This window comes from Achromobacter spanius, assembly GCF_029637605.1.
Lineage (GTDB): Bacteria > Pseudomonadota > Gammaproteobacteria > Burkholderiales > Burkholderiaceae_B > Achromobacter > Achromobacter spanius_E.
Window position 1 is genome coordinate 1,341,820 of the sequence record NZ_CP121261.1, and the last position, 25,262, is coordinate 1,367,081.

At 55.4% G+C, this 25,262-nt stretch carries 20 protein-coding genes; 7 read left to right on the forward strand and 13 right to left on the reverse strand.

Annotated features, from left to right (window positions below):
* The first annotated feature begins 70 nt into the window (after positions 1-70).
* The 4 genes from P8T11_RS05885 (at position 71) to P8T11_RS05900 (ending at position 5,665) form a co-directional block, all read left to right on the forward strand.
* On the forward strand, positions 71-2,092 hold the full coding sequence (locus P8T11_RS05885; protein WP_268077816.1) for a capsular polysaccharide biosynthesis protein: 2,022 nt from the start codon (positions 71-73) through the stop codon (positions 2,090-2,092).
* A complete protein-coding gene (locus tag P8T11_RS05890) occupies positions 2,089-3,324 on the forward strand; it encodes a capsule biosynthesis protein (protein ID WP_268077814.1) in 1,236 nt (411 codons plus the stop codon). Before P8T11_RS05885 ends, P8T11_RS05890 begins: the two co-directional genes overlap by 4 nt.
* 150 nt (positions 3,325-3,474) lie before the next feature.
* The gene (locus P8T11_RS05895; protein ID WP_268077813.1) at positions 3,475-4,827 is read left to right on the forward strand and encodes a glycosyltransferase family 2 protein; all 1,353 of its coding nucleotides are present in this window, start codon (positions 3,475-3,477) and stop codon (positions 4,825-4,827) included.
* 193 nt (positions 4,828-5,020) lie between these two features.
* Positions 5,021-5,665: a CatB-related O-acetyltransferase gene (locus P8T11_RS05900; protein ID WP_268077812.1), complete on the forward strand. Its 645-nt coding sequence runs from the start codon at positions 5,021-5,023 to the stop codon at positions 5,663-5,665.
* 98 nt (positions 5,666-5,763) lie between these two features.
* Here P8T11_RS05900 and P8T11_RS05905 read toward each other — a convergent pair whose 3' ends face one another.
* The 12 genes from P8T11_RS05905 to P8T11_RS05960 form a co-directional block, all read right to left on the reverse strand.
* Positions 5,764-9,630, reverse strand: coding sequence for an FkbM family methyltransferase (locus tag P8T11_RS05905; protein ID WP_268077811.1), 3,867 nt, complete (start codon positions 9,628-9,630; stop codon positions 5,764-5,766).
* A 57-nt stretch (positions 9,631-9,687) separates the two neighbouring features.
* Entirely contained in the window at positions 9,688-10,347 is a 660-nt protein-coding gene (locus P8T11_RS05910) for an ABC transporter ATP-binding protein (protein WP_268077809.1), read from the reverse strand.
* On the reverse strand, positions 10,344-11,168 hold the full coding sequence (locus P8T11_RS05915; protein ID WP_268077808.1) for an ABC transporter permease: 825 nt from the start codon (positions 11,166-11,168) through the stop codon (positions 10,344-10,346). The genes P8T11_RS05910 and P8T11_RS05915 overlap by 4 nt, the downstream gene beginning before the upstream one ends.
* A complete protein-coding gene (locus P8T11_RS05920) occupies positions 11,155-12,258 on the reverse strand; it encodes a polysaccharide biosynthesis/export family protein (protein ID WP_268077807.1) in 1,104 nt (367 codons plus the stop codon). The genes P8T11_RS05915 and P8T11_RS05920 overlap by 14 nt, the downstream gene beginning before the upstream one ends.
* Before the next feature lie 16 nt (positions 12,259-12,274).
* Entirely contained in the window at positions 12,275-13,381 is a 1,107-nt protein-coding gene (locus P8T11_RS05925; RefSeq protein ID WP_268077806.1) for an ABC transporter permease, read from the reverse strand.
* 186 nt (positions 13,382-13,567) lie between these two features.
* On the reverse strand, positions 13,568-15,193 hold the full coding sequence (locus P8T11_RS05930; RefSeq protein WP_268077805.1) for an LTA synthase family protein: 1,626 nt from the start codon (positions 15,191-15,193) through the stop codon (positions 13,568-13,570).
* Complete coding sequence (locus tag P8T11_RS05935) at positions 15,186-15,980, reverse strand: SDR family NAD(P)-dependent oxidoreductase (protein ID WP_268077804.1); 795 nt, start codon at positions 15,978-15,980, stop codon at positions 15,186-15,188. Before P8T11_RS05935 ends, P8T11_RS05930 begins: the two co-directional genes overlap by 8 nt.
* Positions 15,981-16,229: 249 nt before the next feature.
* A complete protein-coding gene (locus P8T11_RS05940) occupies positions 16,230-16,733 on the reverse strand; it encodes a Dps family protein (RefSeq protein WP_268077803.1) in 504 nt (167 codons plus the stop codon).
* A 154-nt stretch (positions 16,734-16,887) separates the two neighbouring features.
* Positions 16,888-17,838, reverse strand: coding sequence for a LysR substrate-binding domain-containing protein (locus P8T11_RS05945; protein WP_268077802.1), 951 nt, complete (start codon positions 17,836-17,838; stop codon positions 16,888-16,890).
* Between the two features lie 82 nt (positions 17,839-17,920).
* A complete protein-coding gene (recG, locus tag P8T11_RS05950) occupies positions 17,921-20,011 on the reverse strand; it encodes an ATP-dependent DNA helicase RecG (RefSeq protein ID WP_268077801.1) in 2,091 nt (696 codons plus the stop codon).
* Positions 20,012-20,050: 39 nt separating this feature from the next.
* Positions 20,051-20,437: a Rid family detoxifying hydrolase gene (locus P8T11_RS05955; RefSeq protein ID WP_046804923.1), complete on the reverse strand. Its 387-nt coding sequence runs from the start codon at positions 20,435-20,437 to the stop codon at positions 20,051-20,053.
* A gap of 108 nt (positions 20,438-20,545) precedes the next feature.
* Positions 20,546-21,460, reverse strand: a complete 915-nt coding sequence (locus P8T11_RS05960; protein WP_268077800.1) for a LysR family transcriptional regulator — start codon at positions 21,458-21,460, stop codon at positions 20,546-20,548.
* A 95-nt stretch (positions 21,461-21,555) separates the two neighbouring features.
* Here P8T11_RS05960 and P8T11_RS05965 point away from each other — a divergent pair, with 95 nt between their 5' ends.
* From P8T11_RS05965 to P8T11_RS05975, 3 genes are read left to right on the forward strand one after another with little or no spacing between them, the layout of a single operon-like run.
* The gene (locus tag P8T11_RS05965) at positions 21,556-22,914 is read left to right on the forward strand and encodes an acyclic terpene utilization AtuA family protein (RefSeq protein ID WP_268077799.1); all 1,359 of its coding nucleotides are present in this window, start codon (positions 21,556-21,558) and stop codon (positions 22,912-22,914) included.
* Positions 22,911-23,300 carry an AtuA-related protein gene (locus tag P8T11_RS05970; RefSeq protein ID WP_268077798.1) on the forward strand — a complete coding sequence of 130 codons (390 nt, stop codon included), beginning with the start codon at positions 22,911-22,913 and terminating at the stop codon, positions 23,298-23,300. The genes P8T11_RS05965 and P8T11_RS05970 overlap by 4 nt, the downstream gene beginning before the upstream one ends.
* 43 nt (positions 23,301-23,343) lie before the next feature.
* A complete protein-coding gene (locus P8T11_RS05975; protein ID WP_268077797.1) occupies positions 23,344-24,309 on the forward strand; it encodes a Bug family tripartite tricarboxylate transporter substrate binding protein in 966 nt (321 codons plus the stop codon).
* Between the two features lie 104 nt (positions 24,310-24,413).
* On the opposite strand, the gene P8T11_RS05980 is transcribed toward P8T11_RS05975, so the two are convergent.
* Positions 24,414-25,190: a ferredoxin--NADP reductase gene (locus P8T11_RS05980; RefSeq protein WP_268077796.1), complete on the reverse strand. Its 777-nt coding sequence runs from the start codon at positions 25,188-25,190 to the stop codon at positions 24,414-24,416.
* Positions 25,191-25,262: the final 72 nt, after the last annotated feature.

The window sequence follows — 25,262 nt, forward strand, 5'->3', positions numbered from 1 at the left end:
CGAATATCGATCACCCATTTTATTTGTGACTATTGGAACCTACTCCCGCCGGTTGTCCCAACAACCTGGAATGGACGCCCTGCTTGGACAGTCAATAGCATATTTGCGTCCAGGCTCGCGTCCATCCACTCGTAATCTGAGCGCACTGGCCGGCTGGGGATTCCGCCCGTCTACGAACCGCCCTCGCGCGATTGCTCAGAGTTGTGGCCTGCCCTTTATAGGTTTAGAGGACGGATTCTTGCGCTCGTACGGCACGGGTCCTGACTATCCCGCCCTATCCCTAGTGGTGGACGACCGGGGAATCTACTACGCGGCTGACCGTAGTTCCGCTCTGGAAGCGCTCCTTGAGTCGGACACCGACGTATTGAAAGGGCCGGGCCTGGAGTATGCAAGCGCGCGCGATCAGATCTTGGCAAAAGGTCTCAGTAAATACAATCTCGCGCCAGACCTTCAAACGCTACCCGGCCCCACTGTTGCCAAACGCGTGCTTATCATCGATCAGACTGTCGGGGACGCCAGCATCAAATATGGACTGGCCAATGACAAGTCTTTTGAAGAAATGCTCCAAGCGGCGCGTGAAGCGCATCCGGACGCGGTTCTGTACATAAAAACGCATCCTGAGGTAAGCGGAGGGGCGAAACAAGGTTACCTATCCAACACCCCCGAGGACAGTCACACCATCCTGCTGCGGGATCCTGTCTCGCCGGCTAGCCTGTTGCCGATGATGGATCACGTCTATGTCGTGACTTCCCATTTCGGCTTTGAAGCGTTACTGCGCGGCATCCCCGTCACTTGTTTTGGCCTTCCTTGGTTTGCTGGCTGGGGGGCAACCACAGACCGCATAAGCTGCCATAGACGTACCCGAACACGAACCGTAGACGAACTATTTGCGGCTGCCTATCTTCATTACACCCGCTACTTGAATCCTGAAACCTTAGAACGGGGTTCAATTTTTGACGTGATTGATTGGCTGGACCTTCAGCGGAGGATGCAGCGGGCTCTGCCCGGTCGCAGCATCGCAGTTGGCTATCGACGATGGAAAGCGGAGAACGTCCGTTCATTCCTTAGCCCCAATCGCGATTGCGTGCACTTCGCCCCAGATGCTCAAGCGGTCCGGAAGCTAAATCCCAATGCAAACGACCGGCTGATCGTCTGGGGAGCATCTACGCCGAATGCGATTGACGCTGTAGCCCATGAAACGGGAGCCAGACTGCTTCGCATGGAAGATGGTTTCATCCGATCCGTCGGGTTGGGATCGGATTTTGTGGCTCCACATGCGTTGGTCATGGACGGGCACGGATTATATTTCGATGCGCGCCAGAGCAGCGACCTCGAGACCCTTTTGAATACTAGGCAGTTTACCGAGCGAGATAATCTTCGGGCGGAAAAGGTGCGTGCATTGATCGTTGAAAACCAACTGACAAAGTACAACATCGAACCTACAGAGTCCCCCTCTTGGGCAGGAGCGGGTCAGCGAGTCATCCTTGTTCCCGGCCAAGTTGAAGATGACGCTTCCATCCGGTACGGCTGCGGAACGGTCCGCGATAACCTTTCTCTGCTCCAAGCCGCGCGTCGAGCCAATCCCGATTCCTTTCTTGTGTACAAACCGCATCCCGATGTGGCCGTTAGGAACCGCAAAGGCAAGATACACGCCCATGACGCCCTGCAATACGCCAACCACATCGAGACCAAGGTATCCATCGTCAGCTGCATAAATTCGAGCGACGAGGTCCACACGATGACTTCATTAAGCGGCTTTGACGCATTACTACGCGGCAAAGCAGTGGTCACCTATGGAATGCCATTCTACGCAGGCTGGGGCTTGACCACAGACCACATGGATGCGCCGCGCCGCGAACGGTCATTGACACTGAACGAGCTGATTGCAGGTGTGATGCTTCACTACCCCGTCTATTGGGATTGGGTGTTGAACGGATACACCACCTGCGAAACCTCGCTTCGCAGGATCATTCAGCAACGATCAGAATTGCTGGCAACCAATCGGTTGTCGAGCGTCAGAAAATCCTACATACAACGACAGCTCCACAAACTTCGTTTGTGGGCTAAAGCCGGATTTTTAGTACAGCGATGAGCAGCAAGCAGCGATTTCTGTTCTTGCAAGGAGTTTGTTCGCCATTCTTCCCAGCTTTGGCAAAGGGGCTGCAACAGGCGGGATGCTCGGTCCGCAAAGTAAATTTCACAGTCGGTGATCGCGTCTATTGGCGTCAGGGTCTCGCCACATCGTTCCAGGGGGCGATGAGCAGCCTGACCGAGTTTTATCGTAAAGAATTTGAGCGTTACGGCATTAGCGATGTAGTGCTATTCGGCGACTGCCGCCCCGTGCATCAACCTGCGGTAGCGCTTGCCAAGCAAACCGGCGTACGCGTTCATGTCTTCGAAGAAGGCTACTTCCGCCCATACTGGATAACGCTTGAACGAGGTGGAGTAAACGGCCATTCCAGTATGCCAAAAGATCCGATGTGGTATCGAGAAGAAGCACGGTCACTGCCTCAGTTTGATAATGGCTCTCCGTTTTCCTCCCCCTTTTGGAAGCGCGCTGCATACGATGTTGGATATAATTTTTGGGCTGGTATCAACCCAATCCTTCACCGAGGAGTGAGAAGTCACATCCCCTACTCTCCGTTGACTGAGTATATTGGGTACGCCAAACGAGGAATTAGAGTCAAATGTTATGAAATGCCGTCTCGTAAGATTGAGGCGATGCTCATTTCAGAATCCAAAAATTCACCGTTCTTTTTAATGCCTCTTCAACTGGCGACGGATGCGCAAATCGTCCACCATTCTCCATTTGCAGACATGCTCGAAGCAATGTACGTAGCATTGGCTTCCTTTGCTCGACACGCGCCATCGCACAGTCGCTTTGCAGTAAAAATACACCCATTGGATCCTGGCCTTGTGAATTATAAAAAGCATCTGTACCGCTGGGCCAAGGAATTTGATTTGACCCAGAGAGTCTTCTACTTGGAGAGTGGCAATTTACCTGCTTTACTGACACATACTGCCGGGCTTGTAACCGTGAACAGTACCGTAGGCGGATCGTCACTGCTGCATGCCCGCCCCACTATTGCGCTGGGCTCGGCCATATACAACATCGCGGGCCTTACATTTCAAACCGGGTTAAATGAATTTTGGAGAGATGCAGATGCGCCTGACACCAACCTCTTCAAGTGCTTTAGAAACGTAGTCATTGCCAAAACACAAATCAATGGGGGATTCTATTCGGCTCCCGCAATTAAACTAGCCGTCGAGAACTCCGTACCTAGACTCCTGAAGAAGCCGGAACTCCTAGATACACCAAGTTAACGAGAAAAAAACCCTCTTTCTTACTCCAAAGAAAAGCCGAGAGACATCGCATAGGTCCATTCTCGCAAAATCCGGTTAGTCGAGACTTATTAAAACAATGATAAGAATAGAGCGATATATCTCGAATCGGATTAGTGAATAAGGCTATTGATGAACGAAAATATAAAATTTCTTTACAATAACTGGCTATTGCAGGGTGGGAAATGGAAATCCCCTTATCACGATATAGCCTTTTCTACTAGCAAGCGCCCCCGTTCGAACATGGCAAACTTATTGCTCGACTGTGGGTTGATAAGCCGAGCAGCAGACCTGATAGAGGAAGCATCTGCGCATGAAATCCTTCTTGCGAAAGCGAAACTAGAATTTCTCCGAGGAAATCATGTGAAGTCCACCAATTATCTTCTCGAAGTCCTTGACGAGAAAAATAATTCAGCGCAGAAGCGTCGGGCAATCCGATTGCTTACGCGGGTTTCACCGGAAGATATGATCGCGTGGCTCGAACGCCATGATGAGCAACAGTTGCTATGCCGTATTAACGCGGTAACTCAGCAGGTGAGCAATGCCGAAATATTACTAACTTCGCGCTCAGGCGATGACCATCTGCTCGTATCGAACAGTCTGCTTCGCTCTACCGAAAAGCTATACAGACTAAACGATCTTTGGCGGGAAATGCACCTCGCTCCTTTACCAATACCTTCGAACGAAAGCGCTTTCGACATAAATTACTTTCCCGTGTCCGAGCGCGTGCTCGCATCAGATGATAGCCATAACAACAACGTTTCAGTTGTAATGACGGTTCATAATGGAGCGGCATACCTGAAATCGTCGATTCTTTCCATACTGAACCAACTTAACGTGGAGATTGAGTTGATAGTAGTTGACGATGGGAGCACCGATGACACTTGGAAAATAATCGAGAAAATTAAAAATCTGCACCCTAAGCGAGTGCGTTGCATACGATTAGCAAATAATGTCGGCACATACAGAGCAAAAAATTTGGCACTCCCGATGTGTCGCTACGAATATATGGCATTCCAAGATGCAGACGATTGGTCCCATCCTGAACGGCTGTTTCGTGCAATCTCATGGCTGCGAGCGAGCAAGAGCAATGTCGCCGTAACGTGTCGCTATGTGCGTTTAAGTGAAGAAGGTAGCTTTTATTCACCGGCAGTGTGGCCGATTCGCCAATGGTCACCCAATACACTGGTCATGCGAAGAAAAGAAATATTAGATAATATCGGAGGCTTTGATACTGTCGCAGTGGGAGCCGATACGGACTATTTTGAGAGAATTCGAGCAGTATTCGGGGACAGCAGAATAAAATTTCAGCAAGAAGTAATGCTTGTAGCAATGGGACTATCAACTTCATTGATGCACAATAAATTCACCGGGGTAAGCGCCAATGGATACTCTTCAAAACGAATTGCATACAGGGAAGAAAGTGCGGAGCGGATACTAAGCGCGGTGCGCGGCTCTCCCCAACTTATCCGACTTCCCTATTAATTCTCACAGACAAATTGACCGCGAGCGGGAGGCATGAAAAATACCGCGATCGGCCATATAAAGATGCATCATAAAAATTCGCACTACAGTTTATTCTGTTAAGCATGTAATCCAGGGTTTGCACACCCTACGAATTCCAGAATTAACGTCAAAATCTATCGAACGAGTCTTTCGATTATTTTAGAAGCCCACCATGAAGAATAAAAAATACGTCGAACTAGGGTTAACCGTTCTTGAGGGTTACGTGCCTCAAAAATTTAGATTCGAAAGAGGGGTAAACCTTGGAAAATGTGAAATTCTAGCAGGATCGGCCTTCGGTCTTTATTCCTACATGAATAGTGGATTCGTCAGAAGCGCCGTGATTGTCGGCCGCTATTGCTCGATCGGAAGAAATGTAACGATCGGCTCAGGGGTTCATGACCACGCTGCGCTATCGACCAGCCCCTTCTTCACCACCAACAGCAATCCGTCATTGCTAAAACTAGCCGACGTACCCAAGAGAATTCGCGTATTGATAGGACACGATGTCTGGATCGGCGATAACGCTTACATCATGTCAGGCGTAAACATCGGAGATGGTGCGATCATCGCGGCAGGTGCAATAGTTACACGCGACGTGGCACCATATTCCATCGTCGTCGGAACGCCGGCGAGGCATCTCAAATGGCGCTTCGATGAGAGGATGAGGCAGAGATTGACCGCGCTAAGATGGCACGAATTCTCACCAGACATCTTAAAAAAAATTGATATTGGAAATTTGGAGCAGTCAGTATCGGCAATGGAATCTTGGCCTGAATCATCAAGGACACATAAGTTAATCAACTACCATTCAACTTAAAAATTACGCCCGTGAAAATTAACTATACTAGTCGGTATATTAAAAATCCCGGGCGTGGCTCATAGAATATGCAGAACGAATATTCTTTGTGCCTGTGATTAATGCAACTTCCCCAAAGTCAGTTGCATATGAAGAGACGCCGCCACATGACTGATGTGCGTGCTTCGTGCCCTTGCGGCAGCAGCACGGCTATACATCGTCCATAAAGTATGGTCATGGTATATAGCAGCGCAAGCGGCAGCAAACTCCTTAGGCGAATGGACCTGTATCCCAGCGGTGGACAAGTTTTCCGAATGAGACTGCGGCATAGGCCGATATATCGACGGAACCCCGAAGCCCCCAGCTTCTATAGGTATCATTTCATATGTTGCGTGAGGAGTAAGGCAGCATACGATCCGTTTAGAAGCCAACCATTCTTCCCACGCCCGACCTTGCGTATAGGGAACCACCGTAAGACCTAATTCCCTATCAATCTTCCCGCCGTACTGCCGGACCGCATATAAGGGTACGCCAGGCAGAGCTTCACGAAGTGGATTGATCCAGTCCTCAATTTCCCCATCCACCAAATTCCTGTTCAACAGTTTTTGGAGATCACCAATAAATATTCCTTCAGTTTGCATAAAACTAGCTCGAATATCGTCGCTAAAGTCGATCGATTTCGGGATGCAAATCAAATTCTGACGAATATTGTGAAATGCCGGCTCATTCATAGCCGCATAGGTAAACACGCAAGCCTTGACTCGGTTACCGAATAGACGATTCCAATCCGTCAACTTTCCTTGTATCCAACGAGTACGCGATTCGATGAGGTTATATGAGAGGTTTACATATACCTGCTTGCCGACCTTAGCAACTCTTTCGATTAGCGCTTCAACGGGAGCAAAGTCAGGCCGTTCTGGATCTCCCGGATATATCCACACGATATCGGCAGTCTTCACTTGCTCTAGGATTGCATCAAGTGGCTGTGAAATTTCAATATCGACAACACGATGCCCAATAGCACGCAATGCTTGCGTGATCAGTCCTCCCGACTTAAGGATTCCTCCCTTTTTCCAGCGGTCAGTGTCCACCCGCCCCACGTATGCGATCGTATAGGAAGCGCGAGAATAGATTGTGGAGGCTGGCTTCTCAGCACGCCAATCCTGCCAATCCTTCACACAACGATTTTGGATCTCTCGCGTATCTGCTCGAGATCCCGTCTTTTGCATAGATTCTCGATGAATGGGTTTATCGTCGGGAATGTCCAGAGGAAGCGCTTCGGCTGGGTCATGCTTGATCACAACAAATGGCACACGTTGCTTTTGGCCCAGCAAAGCGAAATACACATCTGCCATATTAGGCGTTAAAAAATCGGCGTAACGAACTTTCAGTGTTTCCGTGTGGAACGACGAACATCCAGTCCCCAAAATATGTACTGCAGTATCTTCTGGGCGTCCAGATCTGAAAGAAAAAACGCGACGAGATTCAGAGCTGTAGTAATCGACAAAGGGTGTCTTGAGTAAGGATCCATGCCAACCGACGACAGCTTTTCTACCGTATCGCTCAATGGCATCTACACAATGTTGAACGTAATACGGCGGGTACTCGATATCATCGTCGCAAGTGAAAAAATAGCCCGAGAAATTATCTATATCGAAAAACTTTCCTCGATCCCCCACGTCGCCCATTTTGTGGATTACCTGAATTTTCTCTCGATTAAGAAATTTTGGAATCTCGGAATAATCATTGAGATACACAAATATCTCATCGGCTTGATCATAAAGACAATCAATAACGCGGGACAGCGCCGTCCGCCTGATTTCAATCGACGCGATCCCTATGCGAACTCGATCTCGATACTGCGTAGGGTGTGCCCCTGAAGCCGTAGATATTGCGAACTTTACCTTTCCCTCGCCTTCCACCAGCTCATCGGAAGGCGAAATGAAGGTCGGCGAGCTACGGCGCAAAGAGCTGGCATGCAGCTTCTTGAAGTCTTGCACCTCTCGCGATACTCTCGCCTCCATTCGCTTCTCAAATCCTACCCAGGTCTCGTAGGGCTTTACCAACCCAAAGGTAAGCGGAGAAAGAAGCCTTCTAATCTTTCCGACCGCCGCTCTTACCCCTGTTGAGTACAAAACACCAAGTCGGCGGGCAGCATATCGCGCTCGAACACGCTCCGTTTGAACAGCGACAACTAGTCGATTAACTTCGTTATTTAGATAATCGCACTCCGACAGGGCGTGCTCCAAATCTCTATCCCTAAGCGCTCGCAGCTTCTCACTTTCCGTACGCAGTGTGTCTATAGCCTTTCGTTGAAGATTCTCCACATTTGACGAAATAGCATTCGAAACATGCGCCTCCAATTCAGTCAGACGCTGGAGCACTTTCGATGCCGTAGCTTCAGGGGAAGCATGCGCCGCTATAGATGTGCCCAGGCGCACGAGTTCCGTCCGAACCGAATCCACACCATTGTCGACTGATGTTGAAATATCCAACTTCATGGCCTTGGAAATCTCATTCGGCAGCGAGGCCGACATGCTCGAAATGCGGGCCTCCAGAGCATTCATTACTGAAGCAAAAGATTCCAGATCGGAGCTTACTTGGCCGCCCAAGGCTTGTAATGAAAGATCACTGCGTGCCAACAAGGCCCGTTGAGTCGTTGAAGAGGCCTCGCGCATTTGGGCCACGACGGCGGAGGCCATATCATTTGCCGCCGCCTTGAACTTTTCCGCTTCTTCTTTGACCAAACTCTCTATAACTTGAATAGCGCTCTGCTGCTGCTCCATCCCGTGAGTCTGGAGCGACATGTTTGCTGCCACACTCTCGGCCAGATTGCGAGAAAGCTCCTCTAGACGCGAGGTGCGCTCGTGCCCATCTACAATCAGCCGCTCTGCGATGTGCTCGCCTGAATCTTGGATTTTCTGTACCAGGTCCTCAACGAGCTTTGACTTCTTCTCACTTTCCAAAACCAGATCGTGAGTGAGCACACGAAATCTATGTTCAATTACATCAGATAGCAATTGTGCTTTCTGCCCCTGCTCGTTTATTAAGCCACCGAGCGCGAGCTTGATATCTTCGGCTGCTCTGTCGAAGTGTTGAGGCTGGGGCAACGACCCGACTAAAGCTTTATTTATCAGTTCTTTCTGGCGGACCTCTAGTACAGCACTCAGCTTCTCAAACTCCGCCTTCGTCAGCGCTGCGCGGAGATTGGTCTCGATTCTGGCGAGATAGCTTTGCAATATTCGTCTGTTGTGATCGACATCATTTCTAATGTAAAAAATAGATCGATCTTGCACATCGCTCAACCGTGAGCGATGCACGAAAAAATATGTTGGCGTGATGCCCCGAATTGAAATCGGAATATAGTCCTTACTACTTAGAAATTCGCAGATTTGACCAAACGCTCTATCCGTTTGCCCTTCCACAATCAGCAACGGCGCATCTCGCTCAAGCACTTTGACCGCGCCGCGAAGCACTTCAACTTCCAACCCTTCGACATCTATCTTGATTAACGCAATTGACCGATTCTGTTCGTAGAGAAGCGAATCGAGCGTTTCCAGTTGTACACCGCCTCCATCATCGGCAGTGAAATGGGATGCACCCAAATTACCGGAGACTATATTCATGTGCCCCCTGCCTTGCGCCGCGCCCAAAGCAATTCGATAGCACGTTACCAAATTTTCTGCTCTATTTAGCCGAATGTTCTGAACGAGCTGCGAGAACGCCTCCTCTGCAGGTTCAAACGCGACTACTTCCCTGTCGAGAATTATCGAAAAAAACAGAGAGTGGTTGCCAATATTCGCACCTACATCAACAAACAATCCGTTGCCGACACCCAAACTCGAGATCTCTTCTAAAACATCGAGCTCATAGAATACCTTTGAGTCAATAATTTTCTTGGCGATGTATTCATTGGGATCAGGGAACCTAAATGTGACAGACCTGCCCGCATGCGCGATGCCATACAGATTTCCGGGATTGTTCATTTTTCGCTAGATCGGAAGAATATTTCGAATATTTCGAATGTTGAAATTATTGATGTTTTAGAGGCTTTGGTAGGCGGCAATACCCTTCTCCACATCTTCATACTGCTCGACCTCTCCCCCGGTCTTAAGCAACACGACGTAATCACACATTTTTCTGACTTGGCCCATCCCGTGGGTGACAAGAATCAAGTTGGAAGTGCCCGTCCTCTCCGAAAACAGATGTTGAGCCTTTTCTCGGAAGTGAGCGTCTCCAACTGATATTGCCTCATCCACCAAGTAATAATCAAAATTGAACGCCAGACTCAAACCGAACGCCACCCGCCCGCGCATGCCGGAGGAATACGTATTTACGGGCAAGTCAAAGTACTCCCCAATCTCGGCGAAATCTTCCACGAACTTGACTACTTTTCGAAGATCATCACCGAGAGTTCCTTGCACACGTGCAACGAACTTCACATTCTGTCTACCAGTCAACGACCCCTGGAATCCACCTGACAATCCCACGGGCCAAGATATCGACTTATTGGATCTGATTTTTCCACTATCAGGAACGTCTTGCCCACCAAGCAGCCTCATTAACGTAGACTTACCTGCGCCGTTGCGGCCAATGAGCGCTATGTTTTTATTTGAAGGCAGCGAAACACTTAAATTTCTGAAGACAAACTTCCTTCCCTTATTTGTCAAATACGACTTTGTGACGTTCTCGATGCTAATCATACAGCCACCAAATTCAAACGACGCATGCGATATAGCGCCAAGCCGACAAACAACGTGACTAAGGAAATAAAGAATGCATACCAAATACTAATACCTAGCGTTTTTGGATACTCCAAAAACACGTTTTCACGAAGCAAGTCTATAAGATGTAGGTAGGGGTTCCACAGCATGAACTTCTGAAATCGTTCCGGAATCATCCAAATAGGCACGATAATTCCCGACAGAAAGTACAAAGGCATGTACGAAAGCCTAATGAAGGTCTTTGCCTCAGGCAAAGCTTCGGCAATTATGCAAAATATCAAACCCAGTCCAAACGAAAACAATATTCCAACCGCTAATACAAACGCCCATTGAAGTGGTTGATGTATCGATACGTCACTGCCCACCCACATTCCCAAACCGAATAGAATCATTCCATATACACAAGCCATCAGCGCACACTCTACGATAACTCTCGAGACGATCGTATCGATAGGCTTAATCTGTCGATATGCAAACAGGCCTTTATTCGCGTTGACGGCCTCCATCCCTTTCAGCGCAATGTTCTTAAAAAGAATAAAGGGAATGATGCCCGTCACGAGAAAAACGGATAAATCTAAGCCATTGCTCGCGCGTCCACGCAATAGCGCATATATAGCCATCAACGCAACGATATGAGCCAATGGTTCGAACAGTATCCAAAATGCACCGAACCGATGCGAACCAAATCGCCCTCGCATTTCACGTAAGACCAGCGCAAAAATTACGGCACGAACGATCCCGATTGGGCCGCGGCGCGTTACAGCGGCAGGTGGTTGCGATTGAATATCAGAAGTTCTCAATGGTCCGTCCCAGCACCAATACCTGAACGATCGGAGAAATAATCTTCTGCCACTCGTATACTGCGGCATTCGTTACATATACAGCATCCTCCGGATGAACAAGAAACTGTCTTGCCAAGAACATTGAAGCCGGCTCTTTTAAATTCAATCTAAAAACTTGCGCCATCGGCGTCTGGTCGCCAGTAGTGGAGTCGTGCCGTTCGACTAAGCGGAAAACGAAAACACCAGCAGCGTCTGCCTTTACTTCGCTCAACCCTTTCACACTGCCTAGGACCTCAAGCAGGCTGGGGTTGTTGGAAGGTAGGTCATGAAGCCCGGGATCACCGACCGCCCCCATCGCCACAAAGCGTTTGCGTGCGCGTTCCAAAACGACCTCTGCGCCAGGAGGCAAAACTTGATTGTTCCCAGCGAGCAGCTCTTCGTAGTTGAAATGATACGAGTCCTTCCCAGTGCGCACGATCACCTTGATCAGGTGCGGTTCCAGTACTGGCCCACCCGCTCTATTTATTGCGTCAAGTAACGTTAAGGGCCCCTGTAAGGCCGAAAACCTCCCAGGGGTCTTCACCGCGCCTGCGACTAATACCGAACCCGAAAGATCCCCAGTCAATGTCACTTGAACTTGTACATCACTGGTTATTCCTCTAAGTTTTTTTCTAATCAATAGCTCAACTTCTTCAGGCGTTTTCCCGGACACGCGCTCGCGTCCAACATACGGAAGCGATATAGTCCCTTTGCTATCAACGCGTGTGTTCTCGAACACAGTACCGCCCGTGATGAGCGGGGCAAAAATCGCACCATCTGTCACTGAGTCCGCAATCATCACCCTCAAGACATCGCCAGGGACAAGCTTGATATCGGGAACGGTCGGCAATGCAACTGCGCTGTTGGCCTCCGCCTCAGCAGGGCGCATATACGGACCAATTGTCTCCGCAGATAAATCAACCAGAAGATAATTTTCCGACTGCTCGCTGTTCATGACCGCATACCGTGAAGGCCCTGCGGATGAAAGAAGACTCCCGCACCCTCCAAGCATTAACGGCAATATAAGTGCTGCCATACGAACCGATAAAAATCGGAATTTCTTATTCATTTTCATCGCCACAAAATTAGTCTCGATGGTCTTCGATCGTCGCGATGACAAATCGAGCAATACCATAAAACAGGAGTAAACCCACAAACAGCGTGATGAGGTTATAAATCCGACTGGGATAACTTGCCCGATCCGGTTTATTCGGAGATACGACAGTGACCAGGCTGCGGAGCTTCTTGCTTGCTTCGATACGGGAAGACTCTACCGAACTAACAGCAAATTTATATGCCTCTTCCGCAATTGCCGCATCAATGGTTAGGTTGCGATATCGTGAAGCCACCACGTTCAGCTTGTCTCCCCCCTTTTGCGACACCAAGCGCTGCACTTCTGATGACAGTTGTTGCTCAAGCGCATGAATTCTATTTCTCTGTTGTCGAACCTGCGGAGTATCAGGACGTAACGTTGCTAACAACCCTTTTAGCGCCGTACGCTCCTTCGTCAGATTGGACTCCAATTCCGTAATAATTTCGGCTCTGGCTTTTGCTGTCGCTTCCGCGTCAAGCAAGTTATTCGTGCTTTGGAACGCGAGCATGTCATCGCGTCGCTCCTCGTACATAGCACGCGCCTTAGCCAATTCGCCTTGGGCAAAAGCCATTTGCTCTCGCGCCATGCGATGAGAAAGTTCATTGACGAATCGCTCGCTCTCGCCGAGCATAACTTTTAAAACGTTTTCCGCGAAAACCGGGTCGAAGGCCTCTACGCTAACACTCAGCAATCCAGTTTGTTCATCGAAATGCGCGACAACCAGGCGTCGATAGTAATCGAGCACATCTTCTTGATGCGCATCTTCCGCTAAGAAATACAGCGGATCGCGCCATCTGCCAGCGTAATGAGATGACCAGCCCAACTTCTGCTGCAGGACATTGAGCATATCCTGCGATGTCAAAAACTCGCGAAGATAGAGCGTCTCCTCTCTTGAAGTCGGATTTAGTCCGCTGAGCATGACCGCTAATCCAGGAATCTGTGGCGCTTCATTATTACCAACTTGTCGAACCGCTACCTGAGTGGTGCTGACATAGCGGTCCAATGCGAAGATGCCGTAATAGACAACCGCCAAAAGCATCGGAATTCCGACTAGCCAAAAAAACAGGCGTTTCGATTTTAGGTTTTCAAAGTTAATCATCTAGAGTCACAAACCCTACAAATTGCATCAAATGTTCCGCCATTTCTCAGCTATTGGCTCGCGTAAAATATTACATTTATCGGGACGGAATTGTACCGATATTTAGCAGAGAAGCTGTTACGTGATTCCTTATGGGCAATGAATATTTTACTAAAACCATCTATTCGTAAATTTATGTTAGCCCGATTATGCGTGAAGGCTTGCTAATCTTATGCAGCTAGCCCCAAGAAGCTCGCTCTCTCTTAGCATGAGGTCGCCTAACACTGTGACGTCCTCCATGCACTCTTCCCCTTTTCCTGGGCGGTCGGAACGCCAAACCAAATAATCAGTCGTGCCCTCGACCTCGCCCAAGTTGCTATAAACACTGGGCATGATCGGCACATGATCACCAAAAATGCACATCGAGGCTGGGCGGTCGCGAGTTATCAGCGTATTCCTTAATATCCCGAACATGGCGTCAGCATTACGTAGATGGCGTGCGTATACCACTAGATCATTGCAACCTTGCGGCATTGGGCCGGTGATCACGTCGGCGACGTTACCTGGCACAACACTTTCCCAATGCAGCGGCCCATGGTTTTCCATTGAGATCACATGCACGTACAAGGGCGTTTCCGAGCCCTCTAGCAACATGCCTGCGACGTAATCAGCAAGAGCTCGGTCCCCAACATAATGCCCGTCTCGAGGCGCGCCCATGAAAGCTTCAATACCAATGAACTCATCGAATCCCAAGACTGGTAGAACTTTATCTCTGCGATAGAAGCTTCGATGATAAGGATGCACGCAGATGGTTCGGTAGCCCAGCGTCTTAAGGTAGGAAGCTATCGTCTGAATGCCCTTGCCAGCCAGCTTCCGATACGGGTTGTATTGATGGACGCCCAAAGTCTTTCTCGCCAACCCAGTGAGAAAGGCGAATTCGGTGCGCACAGTGTTTGCCCCCCTGGCCGCCACTTTCAGTTGGCCATGGGCGACTGCCTCGGACTTGAGTAAGTCGAAGTTGCCCAGTATGTCCTGATGCAGCAACTGTGGGTACGCGCGGCGCGCATCAAAGAAGGATTCACTCTGTATAACGACTAGATCGGGCAAAGGGTCGGGAAGGGTACTTGGAGGCTTGACGCTCGCGAACGGAGCCCGACTACTCAGATCTTCGATAGGGAGTCGTTCGCAGCTGCCATAAGCCCAGAGTGCCGCAATTAGGCCTAAGCGCTCCAGATCTTCCGACGCATCAAAGTTAACTAAATTTCGCCCAGGAGAGCGGATAGCCAAGCCGAAACCTGCCATTGCCAAGCCGCTTGTACATGCTAGGAACGGCACCACGGGGGCCGTGGGATCAAACATATGCTCCTGATGCAATTCAAGGAACGACACCAGCCAAATCCCCGCGCCGGCCGTGACCGAATCTTCCAGTGCCAACCCCACCCACAAGGCGGTCGCATATCCGCCTCCCGCTGCCAAGGCACGGGTCAGGCCAAAAAACGGCAAATACAACCGAGGATGCTTCACAGCATCCAAAAAATACTCAAAATCCGGATAAACGAACGGCTCTTTCAGCGCCTTAAACTTCGCATTACTCACCAGCACGATCAACAGCTCAATCGCCAACACATTAGCCACCGCAAAGTACGGCCGCCGAAACAGCATCAGCTCCAGCGCAAACGCCAGCGTCCACACCCCCACATGCACGCCCACCGCCGCCATCGGTCGCCGCCAAGGCGCCACCGGCCGTGGCGTCAGCAACGCCTCCACGGCAAACGACAACACCAACCCAATCAAATACGGCGGCAGCAACGGAATCCAGAACGCCTCAATCACCGTAGCCCATCCTCTTCAGGATCCACCCCGACACGGCCGGATGTATCACCGACAGCAAGAAGCACCCCAGATTCAACGGAAACGGAAAACTAATCCTTGCCCGATTCCGCTGCAATCCACGGCGAATCACCCGGGCCGCCCTATCCGCCTTCCACAGAAACGGCTTCGGGCCAGGCATGTCGAAGCACATCTGCGACTCCACGTACCCCGGCATAACCACGTTGAACTTGATGCCTTCATCGGCAAGCGCGTCGCGCATGGCTTCGCCGTACACCTTCACCGCGGCCTTGCTGGCGCTATAGCTGGGGGTTTCCGGCAAGCCTCTCCAGGCAGCCAATGAGCTGATCAATGCAATCTGTCCATGCCCCAAGCGTCGCATGGCGGGCAGCACGCCGTGGACGGTGGCGAAGACGGCTTTGACGTTTACGTCCACAAGGCGATGGACGTCTTGCCAGTCCTCGCCCTGCCCGTCTGGCCCTGTGTTGATGTTGACGCCTGCGTTGGCAACCACCAAGGTGGGCATTTCGGTTTCGCAGACGCGGGCCAACCACGCCATCAAAGCGTCGTGGTCGCGGACGTCAAGCTCGTGGGTAATGACACGCGCGCCCAGCGCGCCGCAACGGTCGGCCAGTTCTTGCAGACGTGCGGCGTTGCGGCCTTGCAGGATCAGGGTTTTGGCGCCGGCGCTGGCGTATTCCAGCGCAAGCGCGCCGCCGATGCCTCCGGTTGCGCCGGTGATGAGAACGCAGCGCGGAAATCCGGGCTCTTGGCTATCGGTGGTGTGCATGCTTGGGGGACTGAGTTGGCGCGGTGGCCAGGGGGGTTGCGGCAAGGCCGCAGGGCACGCGAAGCCGGCGCGACAAAGGCGCGGCGATGGGGGGCAAAGCTAGACGTCGAGTGAGTATGGGCGTTGTCTGTGGCACGGATACATGGACATGGCCGCCTTGCGGCGGCCATTATCTGGGTGTTCACAAAGTTGCGGCCATCTTTCCGCCTGGAAAGATGGCCGGCCATTGTAAGCGATCAAACGCCTAAGTTATTGCAACAGGCTACGCAGCATCCATGCATTCTTCTCATGCACGTCCAGGCGCTGGGTCAACAGGTCAGCGGTGGGTTGGTCGTTGGCGGCGTCGGCCTTTTCGAAGGCGGAACGCGCGGTCTTGGCGACGGATTCATTTGCGCTGACCAGCAGACGCACCATTTCCAGCGCTTCCGGCACCGATTCGGGTTCGGCAATGGACGACAGCTTGGAATATTCGCGGTAGGTGCCGGGCGCGTAGTGGCCCAGGGCGCGGATGCGTTCGGCGATGCTGTCCAGGGCGTTCCACTCTTCCGTGTACTGCGTCATGAACATCAGGTGCAGCGTGTTGAACATGGGCCCCGTGACGTTCCAGTGGAAGTTGTGCGTCATCAGGTACAGCGTGTACGAGTCGGCAAGCAGCTTGGACAATTCGCCGGCGACAGCGGCGCGGTCCTTGTCCGAAATGCCGATGTTGATGCGCGGGGCGCTGCTCGGGGTCTTCTTGGGGGACTTGGCCATTGTTAGCTCCTATTAGGAAAAGTACGAAGGAAGGATACCACTGCAAACATGCTGAATTGACGCAATCGCGGCACAAAACCACGGTGGCAAGGCCTGGCATTGATACGGCGCAAAGGTAGCGCGCGTTGCGACATGCCTAGCCTTGCATACGCGTTTAGTCCTGCACCGCTGCCACCTCGTCGGCAAGCATTTTGACGCCAGGCAGTTCGCAGTCGTAGACAGCTTGGGCCAGGGCTTCGATGGCGGCCAGCCGGGGGAAACTGCGGCGCCACGCCAGGACGACGCGTCGTTCGGGCACATGGCCGTCGAACGGCACGTAGCGCAGCAGGCTATTGCTGGGCGGGTGTTCGGGCACGGCGGTGATGGGCAGAACGGTTACGCCGATGCCGGCGGCGACCATGTGGCGGATGGTTTCCAGGGACGAGCCTTCGAAGGTGCGCTGGATACCGTCGCTGGCCGCTGAAAAGCGTGACAGTTCAGGGCAAACCTCAAGCACCTGGTCGCGAAAGCAATGGCCGCTGCCCAAGAGCAGCATGGTTTGCTGCTTCAGGTCCTGGGCGTCGATGGATTTTCTTTGGGCCAGTTCGTGGTCGTTGGGCACGGCAACGATGAAGGGTTCGTCGTACAGCGGCTGCATGACCAGGCCCGCTTCGGGCAGGGGCAGCGCCATGATGGCGCAGTCGATTTCGCCCTGGCGCAGCAGTTCCACCAGGCGCACGGTGAAGTTCTCTTGCAGCAGCAGCGGCATTTGCGGGGTGCGGCCGATTTGCACGGGAACCAGTTTGGGCAGCAGGTACGGCCCGATGGTGTGGATGACGCCCACGCGCAATGGGCCGGCCAGCGGGTCATGGCCCTGTCGTGCAATTTCTTTGATGCTGGCGCTTTCTTCCAGTACCTTCTGCGCCTGCGCGACGATGCGCTGGCCGATGGGGGTAACGCCCACCTCGGCGCCGCCGCGTTCGAACAGCGTCACGCCCAGTTCGTCTTCCAGCTTGCGTATCGCGACCGACAGCGTCGGCTGGCTGACGAAACAGGCTTCGGCGGCGCGGCCAAAGTGGCGTTCGCGCGCGACGGCAACGATGTACTTGAGTTCGGTGAGAGTCATGGTGGACTACGCCCCCGGGGGTTGCGCGCGGGCCTTGGGGCCTGCGCTGAAGTGATTCAGGTTAAGAGCGGGCCGCATGGCATCAGGTCCGCAGGAAGTCTTCGCGGCCACGCATCCAGCGCGCCAGATGCGCCTCGACCGCGGCGGGGTGCTCGGCCCGCAGCCACACGGCGGCATCGCGCGCGTCTTCCGCAATGGCGGCATCGGTTTCCAGGTCGGCAAAACGCAGCAGCGCCATGCCGGATTGCCGCGTGCCCAGGAATTCACCGGGACCGCGCTGTTCCAGGTCGCGCCGGGCAATCTCGAAGCCATCCGACGTTTCAAACATGGCGCGCAGGCGTTCGCGCGCCACTTGCGATAGCGGCGTCTGGTAGAGCAGCACACAGACCGATTCGGCGGTGCCGCGCCCTACTCGCCCGCGCAACTGATGCAATTGCGCCAGCCCAAAACGCTCGGCGTGTTCGATGACCATCAGCGATGCATTGGGCACGTCCACGCCCACTTCGATGACGGTGGTGGCTACCAAGAGGTCTACCTCGCCTTCGCGGAAGGCCTGCATGACGGCGGCTTTCTCTGCTTGGGGCAGGCGGCCGTGGACCAGGCCGATGCGCAGGTCGGGCAGGTCAACCCGCATGCCTTCGTAGGTGTCCACGGCCGTTTGCAGTTCCAGGGCCTCGCTTTCTTCCACCAGCGGACAGACCCAATACACTTGCTGCCCGCCGCGCGCTGCCTGGGCAACGTGGGCGATGACTTCTTCACGCCGGGCGTCCGAGACCAGCTTGGTCAGCACGGGGGTGCGGCCGGGCGGCAGTTCGTCGATGACCGACACGTCCAGGTCCGCGAAGAAGGTCATGGCCAGCGTGCGCGGAATGGGGGTGGCGCTCATGTTCAATTGGTGCGGGACGATGCGTCCGCGCACGGTTTCGCCCTTTTTGGTCAGGGCCAGGCGCTGGCCGACGCCAAAGCGGTGCTGCTCGTCAACAATGGACAGCCCCAGGCGATGAAATTCAACGTGGTCCTGGATCAGTGCCTGCGTGCCCACCACCAGTTGCACGCTGCCATCAGCGGCGGCAGCGGCGGCTTCGCGGCGGGCCTTGGCGGTAAGGCTGCCGCTTAGCCAGGCAATGTTCACCCCCAGGGGTTGCAGCCAAGAAACGAGCTTGCGAAAGTGTTGTTCGGCCAAAATTTCGGTGGGCGCCATCAAGGCCACTTGCGCGCCGCTGGCAATGGCCTGGGCGGCGGCAATGGCGGCGACCACGGTTTTGCCGCTGCCTACGTCGCCTTGCAGCAGGCGGTGCATGGGATACGGCTTGGCCAGGTCCGCCGAAATTTCCTGCACCACGCGCTCTTGGGCGGCGGTCAGTTTGAACGGCAGGTTGGCGTAGAGCTTGGCAACCAGACCGCCCGATTCATTGCGCACCGGCAGCGATTCCGCTTCCTTAATGCGGCGGGCGGCGCGCGCGGCGGCCAACGACAGTTGTTGCGCCAGCAGCTCGTCGAACTTGATGCGGCGCCAGGCGGGATGCACGCGGTCCAGCAGCGCTTGTTCGGACTCGCCCTGCGCGGGGGTGTGCAAGGCGCGGATGGCGGGTTCGAAGGGCGGCAGGTCGTAGCGTTGAAGGGCTTCCGGTGGCAGCGTGTCGGACAGGTCGGCACGGTCCAGCGCCTGGGCGATGGCGCGACGCAACGTCAGTTGCGGCAGGCCTTCGGTGGTGGGGTAGACCGGGGTCAGCGCGGTGGGCAATGGCGCATCGGCATTGGTCATGCGCGGGTGCACCATCTGGCGGCCGAACAGATTGCTGCGGACTTCACCGCGCGCGCGCAGGCGCTTACCCACGCTGATCTGCTTTTGCTGGCTGGGATAAAAATTCAACCAGCGCAGTTGGATCTCGCCGGTGTCATCCGCCAGCGTGGCGGTGAGTTGGCGCCGAGGCCGGTACTGCACTTCGGACTTTGTGATCTCGCCTTCCACCTGCCCGGCATAGCCGGGCCGCAAGGCGCTGATCGGAATGACGCGGGTTTCGTCTTCGTAGCGCAGCGGCAGGTGCAGCACGAAGTCCTCGGGCAACACCAGACCCAGATTACGAAGCTTGCGCTCGGTATCCGTCATGGGTTTGCCGGCGCCGTTTTTATCGGCGCCGGGTCGCTTGGATGCCACGGCCGCGGCCGGCATGGTGGAACGAACCCCTGGAATGCTGCGTGCGGGTACGCCTTACAGAACCATGATGGCTTCGACTTCGAACTGCGCGCCCTTGGGCAGGCTGGCCACGCCAATGGTCGAGCGCGCCGGGAACGGCTGCGGAATGATCTCGGCCATGATGGAGTTGGCGGCGGTGAACTTGCCCAGGTCGGTCAGGAACAGGGTCAGCTTGACGACGTTGTCCAGCGTGCCACCGGCTTCGGTGATCACGGCCTGCATGTTGGCGAAGGCCTGACGCACTTGTGCGTCGAAATTCTCGGAGACCAGATCACCGGTGCCCGGCTCCAGGCCGATCTGACCCGACAGGTAGACAGTCTTGGTGCCGGTAACGGCAACCGCTTGCGAGTAAGGGCCAACGGCGGCGGGTGCGGCGTCGGTATGGATGATTTGCTTGCTCATGGGCGGAATCCTTCAGGTGACGGATAGAAGCTACAACTATCGAAGTTTATCTAGCAATAGACGTTTGCGAAAGTGGCCGAATGCCGCAGGGATGATCGAAGCCCTGTTTCATGACTCTGCCTGATGGCCGGCGCCGCCGATATCGCCCCGGTGGGCGATCAACAAGTCCGCCAGCGCCTGCGCGGCCACCGATAAGCTGCGGCCTTTGCGCTGCACCAGATAAAGCGGCCGGGTCAGCGCGCGCCCGGCCAGCGGCACCACGCGCAGGTCTTTGCTGGCGAAATGAAAAAGGGTCATGGCGGGTACGACAGATACCCCCAAGCCGGCTCGAACCAGCCCGGTCACGGTGGCCAGATGCTCCACTTCAAACACGGGCAAAGGCGCATCGGCGCCGAAGGCCACGTCCAGATGTTTGCGCACACTGCTGCCGCGCGCAAGCTGGATGACGGGGTAGCGGGCAATGTCCCGAAGCCGCACCTTGGGCTGTTGCGCCAAGGGATGATCCGCGCGGCACACCAAAAAATAGCGATCGGCATGCAGGAATTCGCTGTCCAGGTCCGTCATGTCGGGCCGGCGCGAGGCCACGGCGAAATCCACCTGCCCGCTTTGCACCATGTCCAGGCAAGGGTCCAGCAAGGCGTCGCGCAAGTCCACCACGATGCCGGGGTGCGCTTGCCCAAAGCGGGCCAACAGGCCAGGCAGCCAGCCCGCCGCCAACGACGGCAGCGCGGCCAGCGCCACGCGGCCACGGCGGCGGGCGGCGTGGTCGCGCATGTCTTCCATGACCAGGTCCATGTCTGCCAGCAGGCGGCGCGCGGACGCATCCAGCACCCTGCCCTCGGCGGTCAGCTCCACGTGCCGGGTGTTGCGGTCAAACAGCCGTAACCCAGCGCTGTCTTCCAGTTGCCGGATCAGTGCGCTGAAGGCGGGCTGCGTCAGGTGGCAGCGTTGCGCGGCCCGCGTGAAATGGCGTTCGTCGGCAAGCGCAACAAAGGCGCGCAATTGCCGGGCAGATAGATTCATGGCTTTTCTCTATCAATTAATCCGATCTTTCTATTTTACGGATGATCCGCGCATGCCTATAGTGGCCTGAAACCGCAAGGCCGACTGGACCTCTCATGCCTCAATCTCCCCTGCTTATCGGCTGCGCCTCTGGCTTTTCGGGCGACCGAAGCGATGGCGCCGCCGCCGTGGTGCGCACCCTGGCCGCCCAGGGCGGCGGCACGCTTATCTTCGAAACGCTTGCCGAACGCACGCTGGCGCTGGCGCAACTGGCGCGCAACGACGACCCCAATCGCGGCTATGAACCGCTGCTGGACGAGTTGGTGTCGCCGGTGCTGGCCGACTGCCTGCGCCACGGCATCAACATCGTCAGCAACTTCGGCGCGGCCAACCCCCAGGCCGCCGCCCGGCGCATTGCCGCCATCGCGCGCGAACAGGGCTTGCCCGTGCCGCGCATTGCGGTCATCCATGGTGACGCCCTGAACACGCCCGAGCAACGCGCCCTGCTGCAAGAACGGCTGGGCGCCGAGCTGGCCGGACACGACGTGGTCAGCGCAACGGCCTATCTGGGCGCTACGGAAATCGCAGAGGCCTTGGCGGCGGGCGCGCAGGTGGTAGTGGCAGGCCGCGTGGCCGACCCATCGCTCACGCTGGGTCCGGCATTGGGTCACTTTGGTTGGGACGCGGCAGACTGGCCCCGCCTGGGCCGCGCCACGATGGCCGGCCACATGCTGGAATGCGGCTTGCAGGTGACGGGGGGCTACTTCTGCGTGCCGGGCCTGAAAGAGGTGCCGGACGTGCATGCGGCGGGCTTTCCCATTGCGCAGATTGATGCCGACGGCGAATTCATCATCGGCAAGGCCGACGCCACCGGCGGCGCGGTGGATGCCCGCACGGTGAAGGAACAGCTTCTGTACGAAGTCCACGACCCCGCGCGCTATCTCACGCCCGATGTCGTGGCTGACTTAAGCCAGGCGCGCGTCGTGGAATTGGGCGGCAACCGCGTTGCGGTACACGGTATCACAGGCCACGCGCGGCCGTCCGAATTGAAGGTCAACGTCTGCTATCGCGGCGGCTGGCTGGCCGAAGCCGAGATCTCTTATGCCGGCGTGCAGGCGGAAGCGCGCGCCCGCCTGGCCGCGGACATCGTGCAGAAGCGGCTGGGATCCGCCTTTACCTTGCGGGCCGACCTGATCGGCGCCATCAGCATCCTGGGCGACGACGCAGGCGAAATGCGCCGCGCGCTGCCCGATTCCCATGCGCGCGATGTGCGCCTGCGCCTGGCGGGCGAACACGCAGATCGCGCCCAGGCCGAACGCATCCTGCGCGAAGTGACGGCGCTGTACACCTGCGGCCCCGCGGGCGGCGGCGGCGTGCGCACGGCGTTGCGGCCCCGGCTGAACATGCTGTCGTGCACTATCCCCCGCGACGCCGTACACAGCGGCTGGAACTTCCTGGAGGCCATCGCGCCATGAGCCATTCGTCAAACCCGCAGGCCGTGCCGCTGTATCGCCTGGCTCACAGCCGCTCTGGCGACAAGGGCAACATTTCCAACCTGAGCCTGATTGCCTGGGACCCGGAGTGCTACGAGGTGCTGGCGGCGCAGGTAACCGAAGCGCGCGTGGCCGACTGGTTCGCGTACCGCCATCCCGCGCGTGTCACGCGCTATTTGCTGCCGACCCTGCACGCCATGAACTTCGTGCTGGAAGGCGTGTTGGACGGCGGCGTGAACGACGCGCTGAACCTGGACACGCACGGCAAAAGCCTGTCTTTTCGATTGCTGGACCTGACGGTGGAGGTCAGTGCTGAACTGGCGCGCCGGCTGCCAGATGTACCCGGCGACCGTCCCCCGGCCGCCTGATTCTTTTCACCCCCCTATAAAAAAACACCACAGGAGACACAACATGCGCATTTCATCCAAGGGCCGCCTGGCCCTGTTGCTGGCCGCGGCCCTGCCCTTGACCGCCCTGGCCCAATCGTTCCCCACCAAACCCATCACCTTCATCGTGCCGTTCGCGGCCGGCAGCGCCACCGACCAGATCGGCCGCGCTATCGGTCAGGGCGTCACCGAGCAGACCGGCCAGGCCGTGGTCATTGAAAACAAGCCGGGCGCCAGCGCGATGATCGGCGCCGCCGCCGGTGCACGCGCCACGCCGGATGGCTATACGGTGTTGATCACCACAAACACCACCCACGCCGCCAATGAGCACCTGTACAAGTCGCTGACCTATCACCCGGTGAAGGACTTCGCGCCGATCACGTTGTTGGGCAAAGGCGGCCAGATCATGGTGGTGAACCCCAGTTCGCCGGCCAAGACCGTGGGCGAATTCCTGGCGCAAGCCAAGAAGCAGCCTGGCAAGCTGAGCTTTGGCAGCGGCAGTTCCAGCAGCCGCATCGCGGGTGAACTCTTGCAGCAGATGGCCGGTGTGCAACTGCTGCACGTGCCGTACAAGAGCAATCCGCTGGCAGTCACTGACCTGCTGGGCGGCCAGATCGACATGATGATTACCGACACGGCAACGGGCCTGCCGCAAGTCAAATCCGGCAAGCTGCGCGCGCTGGGCGTGACGGGCACGGCGCGCTCGCCGTTGGCCCCAGACGTACCGACGATTGCCGAAGCGGGCGTGCCCGGCTACGAAATGGGTTACTGGTTCGCGGCCTACGCGCCGGCCGGCACGCCGCCGGACGTGGTCAAGCGTCTGAATGAATTGTTGGTCAATGCCACCAAGGCCAAGCCAGCCCAGCAGTTCTATGCCCAGACAGGCACCGACGCCGCCAGCTCCACGCCGGACGAATTGGCCAAGTTCCAACAAGCCGAAGCAAAGAAGTGGGGCGAAATCATCAAGAAGGCGGGCATCAAGCCCGAATGATGCGAGCGGAGTTTGGCCGCCATGGCTGGTGGCCTGCCCCATAGCAAAAAACCCATCGCATGCGATGGGTTTTTTGCTTGAAGGTGTTGACGCGTCGTTATCGATTATTTATCAACAAACGCGCGTTCAACCACGTAGTCGCCCGGCTGGCCCACGCCCGGCGACACGGTGAAGCCGCGCTTGTCGAGCATGGCGCTGATGTCAGCCAGCATATGCGGGCTACCGCAGATCATGGCGCGGTCGGTTTCCGGGTTGATTTGCGGAATGCCGATGTCGCTGCACAGCTTGCCGTTTTCCATCAGTTCCGTAATGCGGCCCTGGTTGCGGAACGGTTCACGCGTGACGGTGGGGTAGTACACGAGTTTGTCGCGGACGACGTCACCGAAGAACTCGTTGTTTGGCAGTTCTTTCTCGATGAAGTCGGCGTAGGCCAGTTCGCTGACCCAACGCACGCCGTGAACAAGAATGACCTTGTCGAAACGTTCGTAGATATCCGGGTCTTTGATGATGCTCATGAAGGGCGCCAAGCCCGTGCCCGTGCCGAACAGGAACAGATGCTTGCCGGGCTTCAGGTCGTCGACAACCAAGGTGCCAACCGGCTTGCGGCTGACCAGAATGGTGTCGCCCTCTTTCAGGTGCTGCAGCCGCGACGTAAGCGGGCCGTTCTGCACCTTGATGCTGAGGAATTCGAGGTTTTCTTCGTAGTTGGCGCTGGCGATGCTGTAGGCCCGCAGCAGCGGTTTGCCTTCAACTTCCAGGCCGATCATGACGAAGTGGCCGTTGTGGAACCGCAAGGCCGCGTCACGCGTCGTGGTGAAGGAAAACAGGGTGTCGTTCCAGTGGTGCACGCTAAGTACGCGCTCAGTGTTGAAAGCAGCCATGTCGGATTCGTTGTATTAGGGTTGACCCTATTCTACAGGTCTTGTTGGGAACTTGTCTCATTATTCCGTAAT

Excerpts from the sequence above, each read along its gene's own strand:
- P8T11_RS05885 (WP_268077816.1), top strand. The coding sequence starts at position 71 with ATGGACGCCCTGCTTGGACAGTCAATAGCATATTTGCGTCCAGGCTCG.
- P8T11_RS05980 (WP_268077796.1), bottom strand. The coding sequence starts at position 25,190 with ATGGCTGCTTTCAACACTGAGCGCGTACTTAGCGTGCACCACTGGAAC.
- recG (WP_268077801.1), bottom strand. The coding sequence starts at position 20,011 with ATGCCGGCCGCGGCCGTGGCATCCAAGCGACCCGGCGCCGATAAAAAC.
- P8T11_RS05895 (WP_268077813.1), top strand. The coding sequence starts at position 3,475 with ATGAACGAAAATATAAAATTTCTTTACAATAACTGGCTATTGCAGGGT.
- P8T11_RS05970 (WP_268077798.1), top strand. The coding sequence starts at position 22,911 with ATGAGCCATTCGTCAAACCCGCAGGCCGTGCCGCTGTATCGCCTGGCT.
- P8T11_RS05955 (WP_046804923.1), bottom strand. The coding sequence starts at position 20,437 with ATGAGCAAGCAAATCATCCATACCGACGCCGCACCCGCCGCCGTTGGC.
- P8T11_RS05910 (WP_268077809.1), bottom strand. The coding sequence starts at position 10,347 with ATGATTAGCATCGAGAACGTCACAAAGTCGTATTTGACAAATAAGGGA.
- P8T11_RS05905 (WP_268077811.1), bottom strand. The coding sequence starts at position 9,630 with ATGAACAATCCCGGAAATCTGTATGGCATCGCGCATGCGGGCAGGTCT.
- P8T11_RS05935 (WP_268077804.1), bottom strand. The coding sequence starts at position 15,980 with ATGCACACCACCGATAGCCAAGAGCCCGGATTTCCGCGCTGCGTTCTC.
- P8T11_RS05900 (WP_268077812.1), top strand. The coding sequence starts at position 5,021 with ATGAAGAATAAAAAATACGTCGAACTAGGGTTAACCGTTCTTGAGGGT.
- P8T11_RS05920 (WP_268077807.1), bottom strand. The coding sequence starts at position 12,258 with ATGAATAAGAAATTCCGATTTTTATCGGTTCGTATGGCAGCACTTATA.
- P8T11_RS05965 (WP_268077799.1), top strand. The coding sequence starts at position 21,556 with ATGCCTCAATCTCCCCTGCTTATCGGCTGCGCCTCTGGCTTTTCGGGC.
- P8T11_RS05940 (WP_268077803.1), bottom strand. The coding sequence starts at position 16,733 with ATGGCCAAGTCCCCCAAGAAGACCCCGAGCAGCGCCCCGCGCATCAAC.
- P8T11_RS05975 (WP_268077797.1), top strand. The coding sequence starts at position 23,344 with ATGCGCATTTCATCCAAGGGCCGCCTGGCCCTGTTGCTGGCCGCGGCC.
- P8T11_RS05890 (WP_268077814.1), top strand. The coding sequence starts at position 2,089 with ATGAGCAGCAAGCAGCGATTTCTGTTCTTGCAAGGAGTTTGTTCGCCA.
- P8T11_RS05925 (WP_268077806.1), bottom strand. The coding sequence starts at position 13,381 with ATGATTAACTTTGAAAACCTAAAATCGAAACGCCTGTTTTTTTGGCTA.
- P8T11_RS05960 (WP_268077800.1), bottom strand. The coding sequence starts at position 21,460 with ATGAATCTATCTGCCCGGCAATTGCGCGCCTTTGTTGCGCTTGCCGAC.
- P8T11_RS05945 (WP_268077802.1), bottom strand. The coding sequence starts at position 17,838 with ATGACTCTCACCGAACTCAAGTACATCGTTGCCGTCGCGCGCGAACGC.